Genomic DNA, 22,480 nt, shown 5'->3' on the forward strand with positions numbered 1-22,480 from the left:
TCATTACTCCAAAACCGACTCAGCGATAAACCGGGAAGTCCGCGCACAGGGCCGCCACTTGCTGCGCGACATTGGCCTCGACATCGGCATCGCCGAGGTTGTCGAGAATGTCGCAGATCCAGCCGGCCAGCGTGACGCACTGGGTCACCTTGAAACCACGCGTGGTCACCGCTGGGGTGCCAATGCGCAGGCCCGAGGTCACGAACGGCGATTGCGGGTCGTTCGGCACGGCGTTCTTGTTGACGGTGATGTGGGCACGGCCCAGGACAGCATCGGCGTCCTTGCCGGTCAGGCCCTGACGGATCAGGCTGACCAGGAACAGGTGGTTATCGGTGCCACCGGACACTACATCGTAGCCACGCTTGATGAACACGCCAGCCATGGCCTGGGCGTTATCGATCACTTGCTGCTGGTAAGCCTTGAAGCCAGGCTCCGCCGCTTCCTTGAAGCACACCGCCTTGCCGGCGATCACGTGCATCAACGGGCCGCCCTGGGCGCCGGGGAATACCGCGGCGTTGAGCTTTTTCTCGATCTCTTCGTTGGCCTTGGCCAGGATCAGGCCGCCACGTGGACCGCGCAGGGTCTTGTGGGTGGTGGTGGTGACCACGTCGGCGTAAGGCAGTGGATTAGGGTACAGACCGGCGGCGACCAGACCGGCAACGTGGGCCATGTCGACGAACAGCAGGGCACCGACCTTGTCGGCGATCTGGCGGAAACGTGGGAAGTCCAGGGTCTTGGAGTAAGCGGAGAAACCGGCAACGATCATCTTCGGCTTGTGCTCGACCGCCAGGCGCTCGACTTCGTCGTAGTCGATCAGGCCGGTGGTGGTGTCGATGCCGTATTGCACCGCGTTGTAGAGCTTGCCCGAGGACGACACCTTGGCACCGTGGGTCAAGTGACCGCCGTGGGCCAGGCTCATGCCCAGGATGGTGTCGCCGGCCTGCAGCAGGGCCAGGTACACGGCGCTGTTGGCCGAAGAACCGGAGTGCGGCTGGACGTTGGCGTAATCGGCACCGAACAACTGCTTGGCGCGCTCGATGGCCAGGGCTTCGACTTTGTCGACGTGCTCGCAGCCACCGTAGTAGCGCTTGCCTGGATAGCCTTCGGCGTACTTGTTGGTCAGGCCGCTGCCCTGGGCCTCCATCACGCGCTTGCTGGTGTAGTTTTCTGACGCGATCAGTTCGATGTGATCTTCCTGGCGTTGCTCTTCGGCGTTCATCGCCGCCAGCAGTGCATCATCGTAGCCTTGGATTTGGTCTTGCTTGCTGAACATCGCGTCTCTCCCAGCGGCGGCGGTGCGCCTTTCGTCTCGGTGAGGCACGGACCATTCGGTCGTGCCCTTTGGATGCGATGGTATGGCTGGCGCAGGCATGTCAAATGCCTATGGACGCCACGCAAAGGTGCGTTTACGACATGGGATCAAAGAGTCGGAGAGCAAGGCCTGCGCGATAGCACTGTGGGAGCAAAGCTTGCTCGCGATCCAGGCGCCTCGGTCCACGGGAGACCGCGGCGCTTTCATCGCGGGCAAGCCTTGCTCCCACAGGCTTTGCTCCCAAGATGCTGCTCCCATAGGGTTACGCGACGATCTGGCGAACCGCGAGCAACAGTAGGAAATGCGCGGGATAAAGGCCATACGCCCAGCGCCGCATCGCCGGTGGATGAAAACGACCAGCCTGTCGCAAAAGCATCAGCCCAAGCCATGGCGCGATCAGGCAGGCCACCAATCCCCAAAGCGCCACCCCATTCCCCAGCCACGCCGAGCCATACAACACCCGCCATTGATTGGCCGCCACGCAGATCAGCCCCGGCAACAAAGCCATGTACAAGGGACGCTTGAAGACCAGCAACATCGCCAGCGGCAGCAGCACACCAAAGAAACCGAACATCAGTTGCGGCGAAAACAGCGCCGCCAGCAGCAACACCGTCACCGCCTGGCATCGTGCCTCCAGGGTGGGTGTCTGCCAACCGCGCGCCACCAGCAAGCCCAGGACCAGGGTTGGCATCACATTCAGGGTGGTGGGATCAGGGATGAACAAGCGGTAGGGGATTTCGCTGACGGCACTGAATAGCAGCAACCAACCCAGGTAACGCCACGGGACGGTGCTGGCGTCGTTGCGCGCCAGGTTCGCCGCCATCGCCAGGCAGAACCAGGGAAACGCCAGGCGTCCCGGTACATATAGCCAATCGACGGAGAAACCGACATATCGCAGATGATCGAGCACCATCGCCAACAGAGCCAGCCACTTGAGCAGGTCCAGCGCCCCGTCGCGCCGGCTCATGTGTAAAACGGCTCGATGAGTTTGATACTTTCCGACAGAAACATCCGGTGTGTTCCCCCGCTAATCTTGGGTAAAGTGCGCACCAACATTGACACGGCGCTGTGGACCCAAACACGCCGAACCATGGAGCGCCCCACCCGGGCATTCCGCCAGGGATCTCTTTACCCAGGACTCTCTATTCAAGGAGCAAGGCCATGACCGACAAGAGTCAACAGTTTGCCAGCGACAACTATTCCGGCATTTGCCCCGAAGCCTGGGCGGCCATGGAAGAAGCCAACCAGGGTCACCAACGCGCCTACGGCGACGACGAGTGGACCCACCGCGCGGCGGACGATTTCCGGGCCTTGTTCGAAACCGACTGCGAAGTGTTCTTCGCGTTCAACGGCACGGCGGCCAACTCGTTGGCGTTGTCCTCACTGTGCCAGAGTTACCACAGCGTGATCTGCTCGGAAACCGCCCACGTCGAAACCGACGAATGCGGCGCACCGGAGTTCTTCTCCAACGGTTCCAAGCTGCTGGTGGCTCGCACCGAAAACGGCAAGCTGACCCCCGAGTCGATCCGTGAGATCGCCCTCAAGCGCCAGGACATCCACTACCCCAAGCCCCGGGTCGTGACCCTGACCCAGGCCACGGAAGTCGGCAGTGTCTACACCCCGGAAGAAATCCGCGCCATCAGTGTCACCTGCAAGGAACTGGGGCTGAACCTGCACATGGACGGCGCGCGGTTTTCCAACGCCTGCGCCTTCCTCGGCTGCTCCCCGGCCGACCTGACCTGGAAGGCCGGCGTGGACGTGTTGTGCTTTGGCGGCACGAAAAACGGCATGGCGGTGGGTGAAGCGATCCTGTTCTTCAACCATGATCTGGCCGAAGACTTCGACTATCGCTGCAAACAGGCCGGGCAACTGGCTTCGAAGATGCGCTTCCTGTCCGCGCCCTGGGTCGGCTTGCTGCAAAACCAGGCCTGGCTCAAGCACGCCCGCCACGCCAACCACTGCGCCCAATTGCTGGCAGAGCTGGTCAGCGACATTCCCGGCGTGGAACTGATGTTCCCGGTCCAGGCCAACGGCGTGTTCCTGCAACTCTCGGAACCGGCCATCGCCGCGCTGACCGCCAAGGGCTGGCGTTTCTACACGTTCATTGGCAAAGGCGGCGCACGCTTCATGTGCTCGTGGGATACCGAAGAAGCGCGGGTGCGGGAATTGGCGGCGGATATTCGGGAAGTGATGGGCGCCTGAACCGGCGACCGGATATCCTGTAGGAGCTGTCGAGCGAAGCGAGGCTGCGATCTTTCCAAGCCTGATTGAATCTCAAGCGAAAGATCAAAAGATCGCAGCCTCGCTTTGCTCGACAGCTCCTACAGATGGGTAGATCAGAAATCGATCCGCACATCCCCCTTCGGCACGCTGCAGCACGACAGGATATACCCCTCGGCTTCGTCGTCCTCGGTGATCCCGCCGTTGTGGTCCATTTCCACTTCCCCGCCCAGCTTCAGCACCTTGCAGGTACCGCAGATGCCCATGCCGCAGGCCTTGGGGATCATCATGCCGAGCTTGGCAGCCGCGGCGTGCACGGTTTCGCCCGGCCCCACGCGAATGCTCTTGCCCGAGGAGGTGAACTCCACCAGATGCAGGTCCGCTGCGTCGACTTGCGGGGCGTCGGCCGCTTGTTCGGCCTGTTCCACGGCGTCGGCGCGGGCTTCCGGTGGTGTGGCGCCGAAGGATTCCTCGTGATAACGCTTCATGTCGTAGCCGGCCGCTTCCAGCAGGCGCTTGACCGCGGTCATGTATGGGGTCGGGCCGCAGCAGAACACCTCGCGCTCGAGGAAGTCGGGCACCATCAATTCCAGCATCTTGTGGTTCAGATAACCGCGATAGCCGGCCCAGGGCTCGCCCAGGCCATGTTTTTCGCAGATCAGGTGCAAGCTGAAGTTGTCGATCCGCGACGCCATGTGCTCCAGCTCGCGGTGGTAGATGATGTCCTTGGGCGAGCGGGCGCTGTGGATAAAGGTCATGTCGACATTGGCGTTGGTGTCGTAGTACCAGCGCGCCATGGACATCACCGGGGTAATCCCGACGCCGCCGCTGAGGTAGAGCACCTTGGGGCTGGAGAAGTCGATGGCGTTGAACAACCCCACCGGCCCGTGTACCGCCAGCTCCTGGCCTTCATGCAGGGTGTCGTGCAGCCAGTTGGAAACCTTGCCCCCCGGCACGCGCTTGATGGTCACCGAGAAACTGTAGGGCACCGACGGCGAGCTGGAGATGGTGTAGGAGCGCATGATCGGCTGGCCTTCGATTTCCAGCTCCAGGGTGACGAACTGCCCAGGCTTGAAAAAGAACAGGATCGGCTGGTCGGCCATGAAGCAGAAGGTGCGCACATCCCAGGTTTCCTGGATGACTTTGACGCAACGTACGATATGTCGGCCATTGGCCCAGGTCTGGGTCGTGACCGGGTTCAGGAAGTTATTGGACATGCTGATCTCCACGGCCGACTGTCGGCCTTCATGAGGGCGATTGTGCGCAGGCGCCTGGGTGACCATTTACCTATCTGCGACATTCACATACTTATCGCGACCAGCCCCCAACTACCGGGGCTTGCGCGTCGGGAACAGATTGGGCCATGTCGCCCATGGATAAGGTTGCGCCCCTGCGCGGCCCCACACTCGCCCCAACAGATAAACAAAGTTTTCTGCCTTGCGTAGCACAACCTGTAGCCGATGTGACGGGTTGGGGTGAGGCAAGTCCGGATGCAGGAAATGCTGAGCCAAGGCGCCGTGACGAGTCATAGCCCGCTATGGCGAGGAGCGGCAACGCAGGATCAGGATTTCCTGCGCCGGAATTGACCATCCCAACCCGTTACATCGGCTACCAAGTCATTTTCACCGGCTCCGCTTAGAGGGCCACGAGGATAAAACGATGGACACCACTACCCTGAGCCTGGGCGATCCGCTGGAACCCGCACGCAAGGCCACCGCGCAAATGCTGCAAGAGCGCGAGCGCACCTTTTCGCTGCCGCAGCCGTTCTACTCCGATGAGCGCCTGTTTGATATCGATATGCAGGAAATCTTCCAGAAAGAATGGTTGATCGCCGGCATGACCTGCGAAATCCCGGCCAAGGGCAACTACCTGACCCTGCAAATCGGCAAGAACCCGATCATCGTGATTCGCGGTGCCGAGGGCGTGGTGCACGCGTTCCATAACGTCTGCCGCCACCGCGGTTCGCGGCTGTGCACCAGCGACAAGGGCAAGGTCGCCAAACTGGTCTGCCACTACCACCAGTGGACCTACGAGCTGGACGGTCGCCTGCTGTTCGCCGGCACCGAGATGGGCGCCGACTTCGACATGAAGCAGTACGGCCTCAAGCCTGTGAACGTGAAGACCGCAGGTGGCTACATCTTCATCAGCCTGGCCGAGAACCCGCCGGCCATCGATGACTTCCTGTCGACGCTGAACCATTACATGGAACCGTACGACATGGAGAACACCAAGGTGGCGGTGCAAACCACCTTGATGGAAAAGGCCAACTGGAAACTGGTGCTGGAAAACAACCGCGAGTGCTACCACTGCAACGCCTCGCACCCTGAATTGCTCAAGACCCTGCTGGAATGGGACGACGTCACCGACCCGCGGGCCGACCAGGCCTTCAAGGACCATGTGGCCGCTTCCGCCGCCGCCTGGGACGCCGAGAAGATCCCTTACGCCCACGCCAGCTTCGGCCTGCGTAACCGTATCGTGCGCATGCCGCTGCTCAAGGGCACCGTATCGATGACCATGGATGGCAAGCAAGGCTGCGCCAAGCTGATGGGTCGCATCAAGAACCCGGACCTGGGCTCGATGCGCATCCTGCACCTGCCGCACTCGTGGAACCACTGCATGGGCGACCACATCATCGTGTTCACCGTGTGGCCGATCAGCGCCCAGGAAACCATGGTCACCACCAAGTGGCTGGTGCACAAGGACGCGGTCGAAGGCGTGGACTACGACGTGGCGCGCATGCGCGAAGTCTGGGACGCCACTAACGACCAGGACCGTCGCCTGGCCGAAGAAAACCAGCGCGGCATCAACTCCACCGCCTACCAGCCAGGCCCGTACTCCAAGACTTATGAGTTCGGCGTGGTGAACTTCGTGGATTGGTACAGCGAGCGCTTGCTCAACAACCTGGGGGCCGAACCGGCGCCGTACCTCAAGGGCGTTCCGGTCCAGGGCTAAGTCAGAAGCATCGCGAGCAAGCTCGCTCCCACAGGTTTTGTGAACGACACTAAACCCCTGTGGGAGCGAGCTTGCTCGCGATAGCGGCCTGACACTCACCGACTACTTGGAAGAAGACCACCGCACACTGCCATCCTCCCCATAAAACGTCTCGACAATCTCCTCCCCCTTCAGCCGCACCTTCACATACCCGTTCAACACCCGCAGCGGATACGCCTCGTCACCCGCCAATTGCGTTTCCGACCACAGCACCCGGGCATGCCCATTCAACTCACTGGTAGTACCGTAGGGAATCGCCCCGTGCCCGGCGCAGCGCGCATGCAATCCGCCTTGCGGTGCGTAGCAGATGCCGTTGTGCAAATGCCCCCAATACCAATAATCCGGCTCGCGTCCCAAGGCATCGCACACCGGTTGGTAAAGCGCCGTCTTGTTGTGCCCGGAAATATCAAAACCCTGGTGATGACTGAGCACCATGAGTTTCTTGCGTTTGGGCAGGGTTTTCATCCACTCGATCTGCTGGGTGTTGAGGGTGCCGTCCATGTACAGGTTCATGGCGTCCGAGGCGTAGGCACTGTCCAGGCCGACCACCAGCCAGTCGTCGTTGTACAAGGCAAAGTAGCTGGTGCCCTGCTGCACCGGGAAACGCTTGGACAATTCCTTGAAATAGCCGTGGGCACCGCTGTACATCTCATGGTTGGAATTGAGGGTGAACGCGCCATGCCTGCCCTGGGGCCAGCCGACCATGTCGACGTCTTCCTGGGAATGGGTGCCGGCGTAATACACGTCGCCCAGATGGATGGTGAAATCGGCCAGGGCCAGCTCCATCTGGTTGGCCACCGCCACGGCCGGGGCATGACTGTCGAACGGCCCGGTGCCCCAGTCACCAGCAATCGCCAACACCACGTCGTTGTCCATTTTCACCAACGCCGGGTTGGTAGCGAACGGCGCGTGGTGGCGCAGGTTTTCGATCCACTTGAGCAGCGCCTCGCTCCACAACAGGTCCAGCAGTTCCCATTTGCGGCAGCCGAGCAAGGTGCCGTCCTTGAGTACCCGGGTCGGCAACTCGTCCACGCTTTGCGGCAGGGGCGTGGCGTTGCCGATCTTGAGGATCGACAAGCCGTGGGACAACTCCCACGGCACGGCCGGTTCGTCGTCCGGCAGCTCGCCATGCTTGATCACATATTGTGCCTGGTCATGACCCCGCTGCAGCAACTTGACGATGGCCTCGAACTCTTCAGGCTCGAGCTCGTTGACGAGCTTCTGCCAGGACATCTCCAGCCGCGTGACCAACCCGTGCAAACGGACCTTGAGCTTGTCGAACTCATGTTCCCAATGGTGCAGTAATGACATGTGAACGCTCCTTCGCAATGCCCTGGGCTACAGGGTTTTCATGAATTCGATCAAGGCCCGTTTGTCGACGTCCGACAGCTGCGTGCCATACAGGTGGCCACTGTTGTGGTTGCCTTCCAGGCGGGTGTCATATTTGAAATCGGCCGACGCCTTCATCTGCGCGCCTCGGGTGATGAAGCCGACCTTCTCCTGGTCGTAGATGTCGGAGCCGGTGTAGAACACCTGCGGACGCTGCTCCGGCGGTTGCAGCAAATCCCACAGGGTCGGCACCGAACCGTTGTGCAGGTACGGCGCGCGCAGCCAGACGCCGTCGGTGGGGGTGTTGCTGTAGCTCTGGGTCTTGCGGTAGGCGCCAAAGTCGAACGGCGGTTTCTTGAAGCCGTGGAACGCCGCCACCAGGCCGGTGGTGAAGGAGTTCAGGCGATGGGGATCGGTGCCCAACTGGTCGATGTTGGTGGTGACCTGGCCGGTGTCGCTGCGACCGAAATCATGGCAGCCGGCGCAGTTTTTCTCCCAGATCGGTTTGCCCTGGGCGACTTTCCCTTGGTCCAGGGCGAACGGCCAGGCCGGTGCCTTGTGGCCCAACAGCCAGTTGGTCACCCGGTTGAAACTCGGCGGCAGCACCGACTCCGGCGTCGCACCCACGGCCATGGCTGCTGCGTAGTTGCGTTCGTGGATCTTGTTGTTATTGCCGTCCCAATGCAGGTACATGGACTCGCGCGGTTTCTGGTTCCAGACCTGCGGCAGGTCCACGGTGCCGATGGTGGAGTCATCCGGGAAGCCGAACACCACCATTTTGGTCGGGTTGAAGGTGTCGGTCCGCCCTGGCCCCTGGGCCGGACGCAGCTTCTGCCAGGCGTACGCCTGCTTCTGCTTGAGCAGCGCGCTCTTGGCCATCGGGATGATCAGGTAACGGTTGTACAGCTTCTCGAAAAAGCCCAGTTGGAACTTGCTGTTAATCGCCGCCATCACCGCATCGGGGGTGAATTTCGGGTCGCTGGCACACTCGTAGGCGAACCACTGGAAGGCCTGCAGTTGCAGGGTATTGGCCGGCGCGCTAGCGACCGGAACCGCTACGTCACTGGCATTGGCCCGATAGGAGCCGGTGTGACACAGGGCACAGTTGGGTTCCACCGTAGGGTAACCGAGCTGCCGCTTGGCCATGCCGATGGGCAGGTCTTTGCCGTTTTCATAGAGAAAACCGAACACCTCGTAACCGCCCGGCTTGGGCAGTTTTTCCGGGCACATCTGCGGCAACACGGCGAACAGGTAGTAGGGAATCCGCGCCTCGATGCCCAGGCCAATGGCGGCGTATTTGTAATGGTCTTCATCGGAGGCGAAGTCCGGTTGCGGCACTTCCCGGATCATCTGGTACCAGGTCTGGTAGCCGATGAAACCCAGCAGCAATACCACCACCAACGTGCCGACCTTGAAGCCGTGGCTCTGCCAGCGCCGCGTCCAGCCGGCGCGCCATTCCCGCCAGCCCGCGCAGAGCAAGGCCAGCGGACGATTGGCCACCGGGCAACCGAGGTACAACAGCACGCCCAGGATCAGGAACATGCTCAGGTCGCCCATCAACATCGGCACGAACAGCTGGCCCTGGTTGTTGGTGTTGATCAGGTAGATCCAGAACACCACCGCCACCAGCCGCGACAGCACGCACAACCACGAATGCACGACGAAACGCGGCGCGTTGAACCCCGAGGGCATGTAGAACAGGCTGATCCCCACCAGCAACATGCCGGCGTTCTCCAGCCAGGGATCGGACAATACGGGGGGCAGGCCGATCATGGACGTCAGCAACGCCGGCGCGAACAGCGCCGGGATCGCGAAGAACATGTTCATGACAATCCCGACCCAGATGATGCGTTGGAACCAGCGGATGTAAGTGTTCATGGCATCCTTTTTCCTTATTCCTGACTCACGAGATGCGGCGCTCTGGTGATCGCCATCGCGAGCAAGCTCGCTCCCACACTGGATCAGCGGTATATAGCCCCCCTGTGGGAGCGAGCTTGCTCGCGATGCAGTCGACTCGGTCTTGAGTCAGCCCAACGCCGTCTTCTCCAGGTGCTCAAGGATGATCGGATACACATCCACCACCGCATCCTTGCCGAACATGCAGTCGATGTGGCCGTACCCCGGCACTTCGTGACGGCTGAACAACTGCGGGCCGTGCATCTCGCACAGTCGCTCGTAGGTCTTGAGGGTGCTTTGCGGCAGGTAGCACTGGTTGTCGGCGCCGCTGATGAAGCAGATCGGCAATTTCAACCGATCGAAATGCGGCATATAGACGTCGTTGCCCTTGAAGTCCACCAGGTGCCCCTTGCGCACGATCAGCGCCAGGTGCTCGAAGGTCTGGATGTTCGACTCGCCGAACAACTCATGCAGGTTGTCGTGCAGGGTTTCGTTGAGGGTGTCGTGGCGGTACAGCGACGCATACATGAACGTGATGCGATGGCAGACCGGGTTGGTGCAATAGCCCTGGGCCTCGATCCGGGCATAGCCGTTGAGGGCCTTGTCGTAGAGTTTGTTGAACCAGCTTTCCTTGGTGTCGGCGTAGGCCGTGAGGGACTTGATGCCGATGGCATCGAGCATCCCCGGCAAATGCAAACCGGCCTTCAGCCCAGTAGCAGTGGCAACCACCGTGTCGGCGGCGATCTGCGAGCAGACCACCGAACGCACGCCCTGCAAGCCCGCCAGCATCGACATGAAGAAGGTCGTCGCGCCGTAGCAATGCACCACGCACTGCACGTCACGGGCCAGGGTCGCTTGCTGGATCTGCTCGATGGCGGCCTTGAAATCGTACTGGGCCACCTGGTCGCCGTTCCATTCATTTTTGCTGGCCGGCAGCAGGATGCTCACCCGCAAATCCAACAGCCAGACGTCGTATTCGTGCTTGCAGAGGTATTCCAGCAGGTTGGTATGAATGGTGTCAGTGGAGAAAATATTCGAGCCCACGCCCAGGCCATGAACCAACATCACCGGGCCTTTGGTGCCGGCCTGGTAACGGGTCAGGCGCAGCTCCACGTTGTCTTCGGTCTGGAAGAAATGCACCACCGGGGGCGGCGCATCCAACGGCCGTTTCAACCGGGGCGGCGCGTCCGGGTTGAAGTAGACGTCGCCGGCGAAGACACCGCCGTAGCTCTCCCACAAGATGCCGGCAAAGAACTTGCCGAACCGCGCCAGCGCCTCCACGCGCTCACGTTCATTGCGGGCATTGAGCACTTTCATGGTGGTCATTTGCTTGGCGAAGTCCGCCGGCAGAATGTGCATCACCCCCGAACCGATCACCGCGCCGGTCTTGTCTGACCCTCGATAGAGCGTGACGTACAGGGTGCTGGTGTCAGGCCAGATGTTCAGCACACCGTTGTCCTCGGGCACGGTCTTGAAGGCGCTGAAGTAATAGTCGCTGCCGTCTTCGGCGGTCAGCTTCATGTCGTAGTTCATGTGCCGCACGCCAACCTGCCCCTGATACTGCTCGAACAGGTTGAATACCCCATTGCTGGCGATCAGCGGCTGCGACGAGAGCGACGGTGCGTCGAGGGTCCCCACCAGGGTTGCCGCATGCTCCGGCTCCTTGATCAGACGGTTGAGGTCGGCGGCGGTGATGGTCAGGGTGAATTCGATGGACGAGTTGTCGGCCTTGCCACGCTTGGCCGCCGCTTCATACAGGCTGAGATCGGTGCCCTGGGGCTGGATGAAGGCTGTGGAAAAGTAGCCCTTCATGGTTTCGGTGAACTGCACGCCGAGGGTCGGCGCCGCCACGGCTTTGCGCGGGGCCGAAGGCAGCGTGTAGTCGATGATCCAGCCGCGGTCGGCCGCCAGCAGCCCCATGTTGCGCTCGCTCACCGCCGAGATGGTCAGCAACGGGTTGACCGCCAGCGACGTCGGGATCACCGCGCCGTCGGTCACGTACAGGCCCGGGTAGACATCGGTGCCGCTGGCGCCACTGAACACCTGGCCCTTGTGGTTGACCACGCCTTGGGTCGCATCCTCGCCCATCACGCAACCGCCGAGGGGATGGACCGAGACGATGCTGTGCTTGAGCAGCTTGGTCCAGATCGGGTTCTCGACCCAGATCCCGCCCAGGGCCTTGGTGCTCTGGTGCAGCCGCTCGTTGCCGAGGGTGACGTTCTCCTGTTCGCCGACGCCGGGCCAGTCGATGCGCAACTGATCCTTGCTGTCGAGCAGCATGCGCCCCTTGGCGTTGTCATGGCTCATGATCAAGTAGGTCTGCATGTTATGCAGCGCGCCGTAGTAGGGACCGCGCAAAAAGCTCTCGGCTTCGCGCCCCTTGTACTTGAGGCTGGCGCCGAAGCCGGTGTCGGTGGGCACGCCTATCACTTCGGCAAACGCCGCCATGCTCGGCACCATGGCCCGACCGAGGGCGCCGGGAATCGAACCTTCCTCAATGACCATGCGGCTGCGCCAGTCGCCCTCGGTGCGCATGTCGATGACCGAGGTGATGCATGGCCCCACCGGTTCCAGTTCCTTGGCCGAATGGGCGCCGAAGCCGATGCCGTTGATGGTCTGGTCGCAGTTGTGACCGAAGCCGAGGATGTCGCCGTTGCCGCTCATGTGCTCGCCCAATTGGCTGGACATCGACAGGCCCTTGTCCCGCGAGCGCAACATGATTTCGGTGGAGCCCAGGGTGCCGGCAGACACCACCACGATGTCGGCGCGCACGAACAGGGTCGGCGCCGAGAACATCTCGCGACCGCTGTCCAGGTATTGGAAGTGCACGATCCAGCCATCGCCGTCGCGCTCCAGGTGCCGCACCTCGGCCTGGCAGAAAATCTCCGCGCCGTGGTTCCAGGCATCCGGCAGGTAGTTCATCAGCGTGGTGTTCTTGGCCTTGTTGTTACAGCCCGAGACGCAATCGCCACAACCATTGCACGGCAGCTGTTCGACGCCGACGTGGTTGAGGTTGTTGGGCAGCTTGTCGAAAGTCACGTTGATCGGCGGCTTGTAGAAATGCGCGCCTTGCTTGAGGTAATCGGCGGACTTCTTGTGCGCGTCGAGCTTGGGCAGGTTCGGTTCCGACGCGGGGTAAGGGTTGGGCTTGAGCATCTCCCGGGCCCGGGCGTAGCCGTCCTTGAGCAGCGTGTCCTGGTGCTCACGGACCGCCTGCGGCCAGCGCGGGTCCTCGAACACGCCAGGCTCCGGCTCCAGCGCAACGTTGGCATTGATCAGCGACGTGCCGCCCAGGCCACAACCGACCACCACGTTCTGCTGGGCGTTGACGTGCAGGTCGAACAGCCCGGTGCGCGAACCGATGTGGCCGTCCGGGTCATGGACTTGCAGTTCCTCGGTGGCCGCGAGCAGGGTGTTGGGGTATTCGCCGGGCTGGATCTCCCGGCCACGCTCCAGCAGGCACACCTTGCGCCCGGCCCGGGACAGGCGCGAGGCAGCAATGCCGCCCCCGTAGCCCGAACCGATGACGATCACGTCGTAGTGCTCCTGGATATCACTGATGGGGGTCGAGATCCGTGTCATGTTCAAGTCCTCTCAGGCAGATAGGGCAACTCTGCGGTTGCCTGCAAATCGACAGGCGCACAAACGCCTGGCCACCGTCCCTTGCAGGGTCCGGCGGCAGTCAGCGGTGCTACAGGGGAAAAACCAGGCGCTATAGACGCGCACGCTGATTGACGGCGCGACGATGGGTGCGTTTGTGCAACGAGGTGGGAGGTGTCGGGACGCAGGTCACCGATGATTGCGGGTGTGAGCGGGGGTCCTTGCTATCCATCATGTGTTCTCCCTGAACCTGATGTGGATAAAGTGGCGATGTCCTTGTGCCATGGAGTGAAGACAGCCCACAGACCCTCGTCAAGGGTGTGACTTAGAACTGTATGAAATTTGATCTATCGCCATTTGCGCTATGCCCGCCGTGGCTTGCAGCGTTTGGCGAACAAGTTATCCACATGACCACCCACAGCAAATGGGGACAAGTAGGTGTATGTCCGGCATTTTTTCACCGGCAAAGTGAATAAAAACCGTGACTTATGAACAATGACGGTTTTACCGGCCTATCGGCTGTTTTTTGATCAAAGACCTGTAAGTCATGCCTGGCAAGGCGTGTGGCGGTAAGCGAACACCTTATCCACAGAAGCGCCAACAGTGTTTGGGGGTAATTTTGACGATTCTGTGGAAAACCCTTTGGACGGCTTGTAAATCGAGGTTTTCCGAAGATTTTCCTGATAAAAGAGGCTGTTTGATCAGTTTACGATCAACTCGCTGAACGCCCCGGTTCGTATGGCTTGCAGCGTAGAGCGAACATCTTATCCACAGAAGCGCCAACAGAGATTGGGGGCAAGTTTCGGCTGAAGCGAATAACTACTCACAAGCAAAAGCCAATAAAAACCGTGAGTTAGACTGATTATTTTTTGAACGCAGGGCTGGAGGGCCTGATTTGCATGGGGTGCAGAGAGGGGCGAACAGGTTATCCACAGAAGCGCGCACAGGGATTGTGGGTAACACAGAGCAACTGTGGGAGTGAGCTTGCTCGCGATGACGGATTATCAGCCACCATCCTTGCTAACTGACAGACTGCCATCGCGAGCAAGCTCGCTCCCACAATGATTGGGTGTAAGCACAAAATTCACACACACCGCCAATCCCCTGTGGGAGCGAGCTTGCTCGCGATGGCGGTAGGTCGGTTGACGATGATGCAGGGCAGATCTAGCGAACCACCCCTTCCTCCACCAACAGCTTGAGAATCGCCTCGGCCCCCGCCTCCGGGCTCACGCCCTTGAGCACTTGCCCGCCTCCGCCGCTGGCCTTGGCCGTGGCGGCTTTCATGCGGTCGGCGCCGCTCTTGGCCTTGATCACTTTCAAGCGTTTGGGCCGTGGCTTGGCCGGTTGCAGGGTTGCCACCGCCAGCAAGGTGTCGTCGATCACTTCGACCTCCTCGCCATGCAATGCCCCCCGCCGAGCCGGGCCGTAGGCGCTTTGCCGAGGTTTTGGCGCGGCGTTATCCACAGTGGCCAGGAACGGCAGGCGCACTTTGAGACGTCGCCGTTGGCCGCGCGGCAAGGCTTGCAGCACCAGGGCCACACCGCTGTCGATGGATTCGACCTGGGCCAGCCCCACCACCAGCGGCCAACCGAGACTCTCGGCCAGCAGGAACGGCAGCATGCCCGAGCCTTCACCGGTTTCCGCCTGGCTACCGGTGAGCACCACTTGGGCGCCGGCATCACGCAGGTAATCGGTCAGGGCCGGCAGGGCGTCGGCGCCGACGGGGTTTTCCAGCACGTGCAATTCATCCAGGCCCATGCCCAGGTAGGCGCGCAGGGCCGGTTCGGCCACGTCGCCGGCGTGCAGCACTTGCAGGTCGCTGCCGGCCAGTTGCAGGCCCAGCTCCACGGCCCTAGCGTCCTGTTCGGCGCGCCGAGGCCGACCGGAAGTGGGGTGGGCGCCGATGGACACGAGGCTGATCACTTGGGTACTCATCAACTTATCCTTCTTAAGCCGCATCACGCTTGGCTTCGTTGCGGTAAGCCTCTACCGCCGCGATCAAGGCCTGGAGAATCGCCGCGCTGTCACCGATCACCGACAGGTCCGCCCGTTTGATCATGTCGCAACCCGGATCGAGGTTGATCGCCACCACCTTGTCGCAGGCGCCAATGCCCTGCAGGTGCTGGATCGCCCCGGAAATCCCCACGGCCACGTAGACCCGCGCCGTAACCCAGGTACCGGACGCACCGACCTGGCGATCGCGGGCCATGAAGCCGTCGTCCACCGCCACCCGCGACGCGCCTTCAGTAGCGCCCAGGGCCGCTGCGGTCTGGTGGAACAGTGCCCAGTCCTTGACCCCGTTGCCGCCGGAGAAAATGAATTCGGCCTCGGCCATCGGGATCGCGCCCGGGTCCACCGCCACCGCGCCGAGGTCTTCGATGCGCGACAAGCTGCGGGCCACGCTTGTGGATAACTCCACCGGCAAGGCTTCGTGGCGGGTTTCGCTGACCGGTTCAGCGCATTCGGCCGCTGCCAGGATCAAGCGCGCCAATGGCCGGGCCAGGTCTTGCAGGCCCGCACCAGCGCGGCCGATGCACTCTTCTCCCTTGACCTGCCAGACCCGCGTGGCCGGACGTTCGCCCAGGGCCGCGGCCAAACGCCGGCCCAGTTCGCCGCTACCGGTGCGGCTGTCAGGCAACAGCCAATGGCGTGGGCTGAACTGGTTATCCACAGCCCGCAGGCCTTGCACCCGTTGTTCCGGTGCATAACCGCTGAATTCCTCGCCATCGAGCACCAGCAAGCGGTCGACACCGGCCGTGGCGAAGGCGTTTTCCTTGTGTTCGCCGAAAACCACCGCCAGCACCGCACCTTCCGCGCCTGCAAGCTGATGGGCCAGGCCCAGCAGATCGCGGTCGTGGCTGCTCAAGCGGCCACCGACCATGTCCGGCACCACACTGATGTAGAACGCCGGTTGCGGCACCTGATGCAGCGGCAGTTGCACTTCAGCGGCGGCGGTACGCTTGGTCGCGCCACCCTGCTGGGCGCCGCTGCGGTCGATGCGCTTGATACCGTTGGGGCCGATGAAACCGACGCCATGGACATTCTTGCGGATGATGCCGTTGGGGCCCATCCAGCTATGCTGCACCGGTTGCATGGCCGCGTGCAGCGGGTGCAGGCGGTTGCGGGCGATCCACTCGGCGCGAGGGTCGCGGCGGATGATGTCGCTCATTAATGCACCTCCGCAGGTTCACGTTTGGCTGGGGCTACAGGCTTGCTCGGGGCCGCGTCTTCCAGCAGCGCGTCGGCCACCAGTTCGGCGATGTCCTTGATCATCGGCCGCGGCTCGACCACGCCTTCCAGCATCGCGGTGCACTGTGGACAACCCACGGCCACCAGTTCGGCGCCGGTTTCGCGGATGTCTTCCATGCGCATGTCAGGGATCCGCTGCTTGCCCGGGATGTCGGTGATCGGCGCACCGCCGCCACCGCCGCAGCAACGCGAACGGAAACCGGAACGCTGCATCTCCTTGACCTCGATACCCAGCGCACGCAGCACCTGGCGCGGCGCCTCGTATTCGCCGTTGTAGCGGCCCAGGTAGCATGGGTCGTGATAAGTCACGCTGTCGCCCTTGTGCTGGCCGAGGTTCAGCGCCCCGGCGTCGATGATTTCCGCCATATAGGTGCTGTGGTGCTGCACCAGGTAGTTGCCATCGAAGGCGCCGTATTCGTTTTTCAGTACGTGGAAACTGTGGGGGTCGCAGGTGACGATGCGGTTGAAGCTGTATTTGGCCAGGGTCTGGATGTTGCGTTTGGCCAACAGCTGGAACGTCGCCTCATCACCCAGGCGCCGGGCCACGTCGCCGCTGTCACGCTCTTCGAGGCCGAGCACGGCGAAGTCGATCTTCGCCGCCTTGAGCACTTTGACGAAGGCGCGCAGGGTGCGCTGGTTGCGCATGTCGAAGGCACCGTCGCCGACCCAGAACAGGACGTCGGTGGATTTCTTCTCGCTGAGCAGATTGAGGTTCAAGTCCGCCGCCCAGTTCATCCGCCCGCCCGGGGCGAAGCCGCCAGGGTTGTCGGTGGCGATGAGGTTTTCCAGCACTTCGGCACCCTTGTTCGGCGTGGCGCCTTTTTCCAAGGTCAGGTGGCGGCGCATGTCGACGATGGCGTCGACGTGCTCGATCATCATCGGGCACTCCTCGACGCACGCGCGGCAGGTGGTGCAGGACCACAGGGTCTCAGCGTCTACCAGGCCGTTGACGATTGGCTGATGGGGATTACCAGCATGTTCGCCCACCGGTTTACCCGGATACGGGCTGCCGGCGAATTTCGCATCGGTGCCGCCGGCCAGGCCGACGACCATGTCCTGGATGAGTTTTTTCGGGTTCAGCGGCTGGCCGGCAGCGAACGCCGGGCAGGCCGCTTCGCACTTGCCGCACTGCACGCAGGCATCGAAGCCCAGCAGTTGGTTCCAGGTGAAATCCTTGGGTTTTTCCACGCCCAGCGGTGCGCTAGGGTCGTTCAAGTCCAACGGTTTCAGACCGGTGGAACGACCGCCACCAAAGCGCTCGGCTCGGCGGTGCCAGGCCAGGTGCAGGGCACCGGCGAAGGCATGTTTCATCGGCCCGCCCCAGGTCATGCCGAAAAACAATTCCGACACACCCCACAGCACGCCGACACCCAGGATCGCCGCCACCAGCCAACCGCCGAAGTTTTCCGGGAGGATGCCCGCCACCGGCAGGGTCACCAGGAAGAACGACGCCGAGAAGGCCAACAGGCTTTTCGGCAGGCGCATCCAGGGGCCCTTGGACAAACGGGCCGGCGGATTGCGCCGACGCAAGTACATAAAGATCGCGCCAACGAACATCACCGCCGACATCAGCAGCAAGGCGTAACCGAGGATGCGGTTGTGCAGGCCAAAACCGTGTACCAAAATCGCCAACACAATCGATGCCACCGCACCACCGGCAGTTGCGACGTGGGTATTGGCAATGTATTTGTCCCGCGCCACCACATGGTGCAAATCCACCATATAGCGCTTGGGCATGGCGAAGAGACCGCCGATCAGGTCGACCTTGGCCGGTCGTCCGCGGCGCCACATGTTCACCCGCCGCAAGGCGCCAAGGACCGCGAGGCCCAGGGCAGCAAACAGCAGGATGGGAAGAAGGGTGTTCAACATAGGTGTTGCTCCCAAAGACCACAGGTCTTGCAGGCCAAACTAGCTGGATGCCTTGCCCGATTCCTGTGGGAGCAAGGCTTGCCCGCGATGCGATCGACTCGGTCAGTCAGATCCTCCGTGTCGCATTTATCGCGGGCAAGCCTTGCTCCCACAGGGTTATCCACAAGCCGTTAGAAATCCTTGCACAACCGCAGGGCGTCGTAGATGGCCGCGTGGGTATTACGCTGGGCCACGCAGTCGCCGATGCGGAACAGCAGGTAGCCATCGCCGCTCTGCTCCAGGCACGGCTGAGGCTTGATCGCGAACAGGGCTTCGACGTCGATCTGGCCCTTGTTGCGCGAACCTTCCTTGAGCGCGTAGTAGATTTCCTCGTCCGGCCGCACGCCGTTTTCCACCACCACCTGGTCCACCACGCGTTCTTCCTTGGCACCGGTGTATTCGTTCTCCAGTACCGCCACCAGCTTGTCGCCTTCGCGGTAGACCTTCTCCAGCATCATGTCCCCGGTCATGATCACTTCCTTGGGGTACATGCTGCGGTAGTAGGTGGGGAACGACGTCCCACCAATGGCTACGCCCGGCTTGATGTCGTCGGTGACGATCTCGACCTGGCTGCCCTTGTCAGCGAGGAAGTCGGCCACCGACATGCCGGTGAACTCGCAAATGGTGTCGTAGACCAATACGTTCTTGCCCGGTGCAACCTTGCCGTCGAGCACGTCCCAGCTGCTGACCACCAGCCCTTCGGCGGCGCCCCAGTGCTCGTTCTGCTCCAGGAACGGATGGCCGCCGACGGCCAGCACCACCACGTCCGGACGCAGGTCCATGATGGTTGCCGCATCAGCCGCCACGCCCAGGCGCAGGTCGACTTTCAACCGCGCCAGCTCCAGTTGGAACCAGCGGGTGATACCAGCAATCTGGTCCCGTTGCGGGGCTTTCGAGGCCGTGGTGATCTGCCCACCGATGAATTCTTTCTTCTCGAACAGGGTCACATCGTGCCCACGTTCCGCGGCCACACGCGCCGCTTCCATCCCCGCCGGGCCGGCACCAACGACGACCACCTTGCGTTTCGGCCCGGTGGACTTCTCGATGATGTGCGGCACGCCCATGTATTCACGGGACGTCGCGGCGTTCTGGATGCACAGCACGTCCAGGCCTTGGTACTGGCGGTCGATGCAATAGTTGGCGCCGACGCACTGCTTGATCTGGTCGATCTGGCCCATCTTGATCTTGGCGATCAGGTGCGGGTCAGCGATGTGGGCGCGGGTCATGCCGACCATGTCGACGTAACCGCCCTCCAGAATCCGCGTAGCCTGGTTCGGGTCCTTGATGTTCTGCGCGTGCAGCACCGGAACCTTGACCACTTCCTTGATACCGGCGGCCAAGTGCAGGAATGGCTCCGGTGGATAACTCATGTTCGGGATGACGTTGGCCAGGGTGTTGTGGGTGTCGCAACCCGAGCCCACCACGCCGATGAAATCCAGCATGCCGGTGTCATCGTAGTACTTGGCGATCTGCTTCATGTCCTCGTGGGACAAGCCGTCCGGGTGGAATTCGTCACCGCACAGGCGCATGCCCACGCAGAAATCGTCGCCCACTTCGGCGCGCACGGCCTTCAACACTTCCAGGCCGAACTTCATGCGGCCTTCGAAGGTGCCGCCCCATTCGTCGGTACGCTTGTTGACCCGCGGGCTCCAGAACTGGTCGATCATGTGCTGGTGCACGGCGGACAGCTCGACGCCGTCCAGGCCACCGGCCTTGGCGCGTTTGGCGGCGCTGGCGTAGTTGCCGATCACCCGCCAGATCTCTTCCGGCTCGATGGTCTTGCAGGTGGCGCGGTGCACTGGCTCACGCACGCCGGACGGCGACATCAGGGTCGGCCAGTTGAAACCGTCCCAACGCGAGCGACGGCCCATGTGGGTAATCTGGATCATGATCTTGGCGCCATGCTTGTGCATGGCGTCGGCCAGGTTCTGGAAGTGCGGAATGATGCGGTCGGTAGACAGGTTCACCGAACTCCACCACTCCTGCGGGCTATCGATGGCGACCACGGACGAACCACCGCAGATCGCCAGGCCGATGCCGCCCTTGGCCTTCTCTTCGTAATACTTCACGTACCGGTCGGTGGTCATGCCGCCGTCGGTGGCGTAGACCTCGGCGTGCGCGGTGCTGAGCACGCGGTTGCGGATGGTCAGCTTGCCGATCTGGATCGGCTGGAACATTGCTTCAAAAGCCATGGTGCGATCCTCGACTTACAACGGCTTGACGATGAACAGGCCGTCGTCGTGGCCTTCTTCGGAACCGCCGTAGACCTGCTCGGCCACAGTGCGGATCTTGCTGCCGCGAGCGGCGAGGATCTGGTCCATGGCGCCGGCGAACCAGCCGGTGAACATGTAGTCGACCTTGCGCCCGACCTTGCCGTACACATAGACGAACGCCGAGTGTTCGAGCTTGACGCTGGCGGTGCCTTTGTCCAGGTCGATGTCCTGGACCTTGAACAGCCCCCAGCCACGCTGCGACAGGCGCTTCATGTAGTGCTCGAACACCGCGACGCCTTCCAGGCCATGGCATTCGGCTTCTTTTTCACACCAGTGCCAGGCGGATTTGTAGCCGGCCTTGTAGAGAATCTCGGCGTAGGCGTCGGCGCCCAGCACTTCTTCGATGCCCATGTGGTTGTTGACGAAAAAGTGCCGTGGCACGTACAGCATCGGCAGGGCGTCGGAGGTCCAGACACCGGTTTCGCTGTCGACTTCGATAGGCAGTTGCGGGGCGATCTTGGCCATGAAAACTTGACTCCGGAAATTCGTGGTATTGCCTGCGGCGCAGAGGGCCGCAGGTAGAGGATTGGCGGTGCGGCGGCGGTTATTCGCCCCAGACGTCTTTCAAGACATTGACCCAGTTTTCACCCATGATCTTGCGCACTACCCGCTCAGGATGGCCGCGCTTGAGCAGCGTCTCGGTGAGGTTCGGGAACTCGCCCACGGTGCGGATGCCCAGGGGGTTGATGATCTTGCCGAAGCTGGTCAGGCGACGGGCGTAGCCCTTGTCGTGAGTCAGCATTTCGAAGAAGTCCTGGCCGTGGCCCTGGGTGAAGTCGGTGCCGATGCCGATGGCGTCTTCACCGACGATGTTCATGGTGTACTCGATGGCTTCGGCGTAGTCGTCGATGGTCGAATCGATGCCCTTGGCCAGGAACGGCGCGAACATGGTCACGCCGACGAAACCGCCGTGGTCGGCAATGAACTTCAGCTCTTCATCGGACTTGTTGCGCGGGTGTTCTTTCAGGCCGGACGGCAGGCAGTGGGAGTAGCACACCGGTTTCTTCGATTCGAGGATGACCTCTTCGGAGGTCTTGGAACCGACGTGGGACAGGTCGCACATGATGCCAACCCGGTTCATCTCGGCGACGATTTCGCGACCGAAGCCCGACAGGCCGCCGTCGCGTTCGTAGCAACCGGTGCCGACCAGGTTCTGGGTGTTGTAGCACATCTGCACCACACCCACGCCCAACTGCTTGAAGATCTCGACGTAGCCGAGCTGGTCTTCGAAGGCATGGGCGTTCTGGAAACCGAAGATGATGCCGGTCTTGCCCTGTTCCTTGGCGCGACGGATGTCGGCGGTGGTTTTCACCGGGATCACCAGGTCGCTGTTCTCACGGATCAGTTTCTGGCTGGCGGCGATGTTGTTGATGGTGGCCTGGAAACCTTCCCACACCGACACGGTGCAGTTGGCTGCGGTCAGGCCGCCCTTGCGCATGTCTTCGAACAGGTCGCGGTTCCACTTGGCAATGATCAGCCCGTCGATAACGATGCTGTCGGCGTGCAATTCGGCTGGGCTCATCAGGCAGTCCCCTTTTGTCAGCGATTCATGCGCCGAATCGTGTGCCGGCGCTTTGGGGCCAGCATATGCCTGAGGGCCGTGGCGACCCGGTGCAAAAACGACAGGGGAATTGCCGAAAGCGTCAATCCGCGACAAAGGGCTATGGTCGACCCACCCTGCCCGTCTGTTCTTTAGCCGACG

The 22,480-nt window shown here is 61.9% G+C and carries 14 protein-coding genes; 2 read left to right on the forward strand and 12 right to left on the reverse strand.

Features of this window, described 5'->3' with window-relative positions; genetic code table 11:
• Window positions 1-19: 19 nt before the first annotated feature.
• Together glyA and QMK47_RS27125 are read right to left on the reverse strand one after the other, a co-directional pair.
• Window positions 20-1,273, reverse strand: coding sequence for a serine hydroxymethyltransferase (gene glyA / locus QMK47_RS27120; RefSeq protein ID WP_320389553.1), 1,254 nt, complete (start codon window positions 1,271-1,273; stop codon window positions 20-22).
• 301 nt (window positions 1,274-1,574) lie between these two features.
• Complete coding sequence (locus QMK47_RS27125) at window positions 1,575-2,279, reverse strand: TraX family protein (protein WP_320389554.1); 705 nt, start codon at window positions 2,277-2,279, stop codon at window positions 1,575-1,577.
• A 194-nt stretch (window positions 2,280-2,473) separates the two neighbouring features.
• Between QMK47_RS27125 and QMK47_RS27130 the strand changes: the two genes are divergently transcribed.
• The gene (locus QMK47_RS27130) at window positions 2,474-3,514 is read left to right on the forward strand and encodes a threonine aldolase family protein (RefSeq protein WP_046063303.1); all 1,041 of its coding nucleotides are present in this window, start codon (window positions 2,474-2,476) and stop codon (window positions 3,512-3,514) included.
• A gap of 134 nt (window positions 3,515-3,648) precedes the next feature.
• On the opposite strand, the gene gbcB is transcribed toward QMK47_RS27130, so the two are convergent.
• Window positions 3,649-4,749 (reverse strand): glycine-betaine demethylase subunit GbcB, encoded by a 1,101-nt coding sequence (gbcB, locus tag QMK47_RS27135; protein ID WP_024618931.1) that lies wholly within the window; start codon window positions 4,747-4,749, stop codon window positions 3,649-3,651.
• Window positions 4,750-5,191: 442 nt separating this feature from the next.
• Here gbcB and gbcA point away from each other — a divergent pair, with 442 nt between their 5' ends.
• Complete coding sequence (gene gbcA / locus QMK47_RS27140) at window positions 5,192-6,484, forward strand: glycine-betaine demethylase subunit GbcA (RefSeq protein ID WP_253470047.1); 1,293 nt, start codon at window positions 5,192-5,194, stop codon at window positions 6,482-6,484.
• Window positions 6,485-6,586: 102 nt separating this feature from the next.
• Here gbcA and QMK47_RS27145 read toward each other — a convergent pair whose 3' ends face one another.
• The 9 genes from QMK47_RS27145 to QMK47_RS27185 all read right to left on the reverse strand — a co-directional run bounded on the left by QMK47_RS27145 (window position 6,587) and on the right by QMK47_RS27185 (window position 22,300).
• Window positions 6,587-7,834, reverse strand: coding sequence for a metallophosphoesterase (locus QMK47_RS27145; protein ID WP_253470050.1), 1,248 nt, complete (start codon window positions 7,832-7,834; stop codon window positions 6,587-6,589).
• A gap of 27 nt (window positions 7,835-7,861) precedes the next feature.
• On the reverse strand, window positions 7,862-9,730 hold the full coding sequence (locus tag QMK47_RS27150) for a hypothetical protein (protein ID WP_320389555.1): 1,869 nt from the start codon (window positions 9,728-9,730) through the stop codon (window positions 7,862-7,864).
• Window positions 9,731-9,877: 147 nt separating this feature from the next.
• Window positions 9,878-13,330, reverse strand: coding sequence for a GMC oxidoreductase (locus QMK47_RS27155; protein ID WP_320389556.1), 3,453 nt, complete (start codon window positions 13,328-13,330; stop codon window positions 9,878-9,880).
• 1,182 nt (window positions 13,331-14,512) lie between these two features.
• Window positions 14,513-15,283: an electron transfer flavoprotein subunit beta gene (locus QMK47_RS27160; protein ID WP_253470056.1), complete on the reverse strand. Its 771-nt coding sequence runs from the start codon at window positions 15,281-15,283 to the stop codon at window positions 14,513-14,515.
• Window positions 15,284-15,296: 13 nt separating this feature from the next.
• A complete protein-coding gene (locus tag QMK47_RS27165) occupies window positions 15,297-16,517 on the reverse strand; it encodes an electron transfer flavoprotein subunit alpha/FixB family protein (RefSeq protein WP_320389557.1) in 1,221 nt (406 codons plus the stop codon).
• A complete protein-coding gene (dgcB, locus tag QMK47_RS27170) occupies window positions 16,517-18,466 on the reverse strand; it encodes a dimethylglycine demethylation protein DgcB (protein WP_320389558.1) in 1,950 nt (649 codons plus the stop codon). The genes QMK47_RS27165 and dgcB overlap by 1 nt, the downstream gene beginning before the upstream one ends.
• Window positions 18,467-18,636: 170 nt before the next feature.
• A complete protein-coding gene (gene dgcA, locus QMK47_RS27175; RefSeq protein ID WP_014340592.1) occupies window positions 18,637-20,697 on the reverse strand; it encodes a dimethylglycine demethylation protein DgcA in 2,061 nt (686 codons plus the stop codon).
• A gap of 15 nt (window positions 20,698-20,712) precedes the next feature.
• The gene (locus tag QMK47_RS27180) at window positions 20,713-21,243 is read right to left on the reverse strand and encodes a DUF5943 domain-containing protein (protein ID WP_320389559.1); all 531 of its coding nucleotides are present in this window, start codon (window positions 21,241-21,243) and stop codon (window positions 20,713-20,715) included.
• Window positions 21,244-21,322: 79 nt separating this feature from the next.
• Window positions 21,323-22,300: a dipeptidase gene (locus tag QMK47_RS27185; RefSeq protein ID WP_014340593.1), complete on the reverse strand. Its 978-nt coding sequence runs from the start codon at window positions 22,298-22,300 to the stop codon at window positions 21,323-21,325.
• Window positions 22,301-22,480 lie beyond the last annotated feature (180 nt).

Origin of the sequence: Pseudomonas sp. P9_35, assembly GCF_034008205.1 — a bacterium.
GTDB classification, from domain to species: domain Bacteria; phylum Pseudomonadota; class Gammaproteobacteria; order Pseudomonadales; family Pseudomonadaceae; genus Aquipseudomonas; species Aquipseudomonas kilonensis.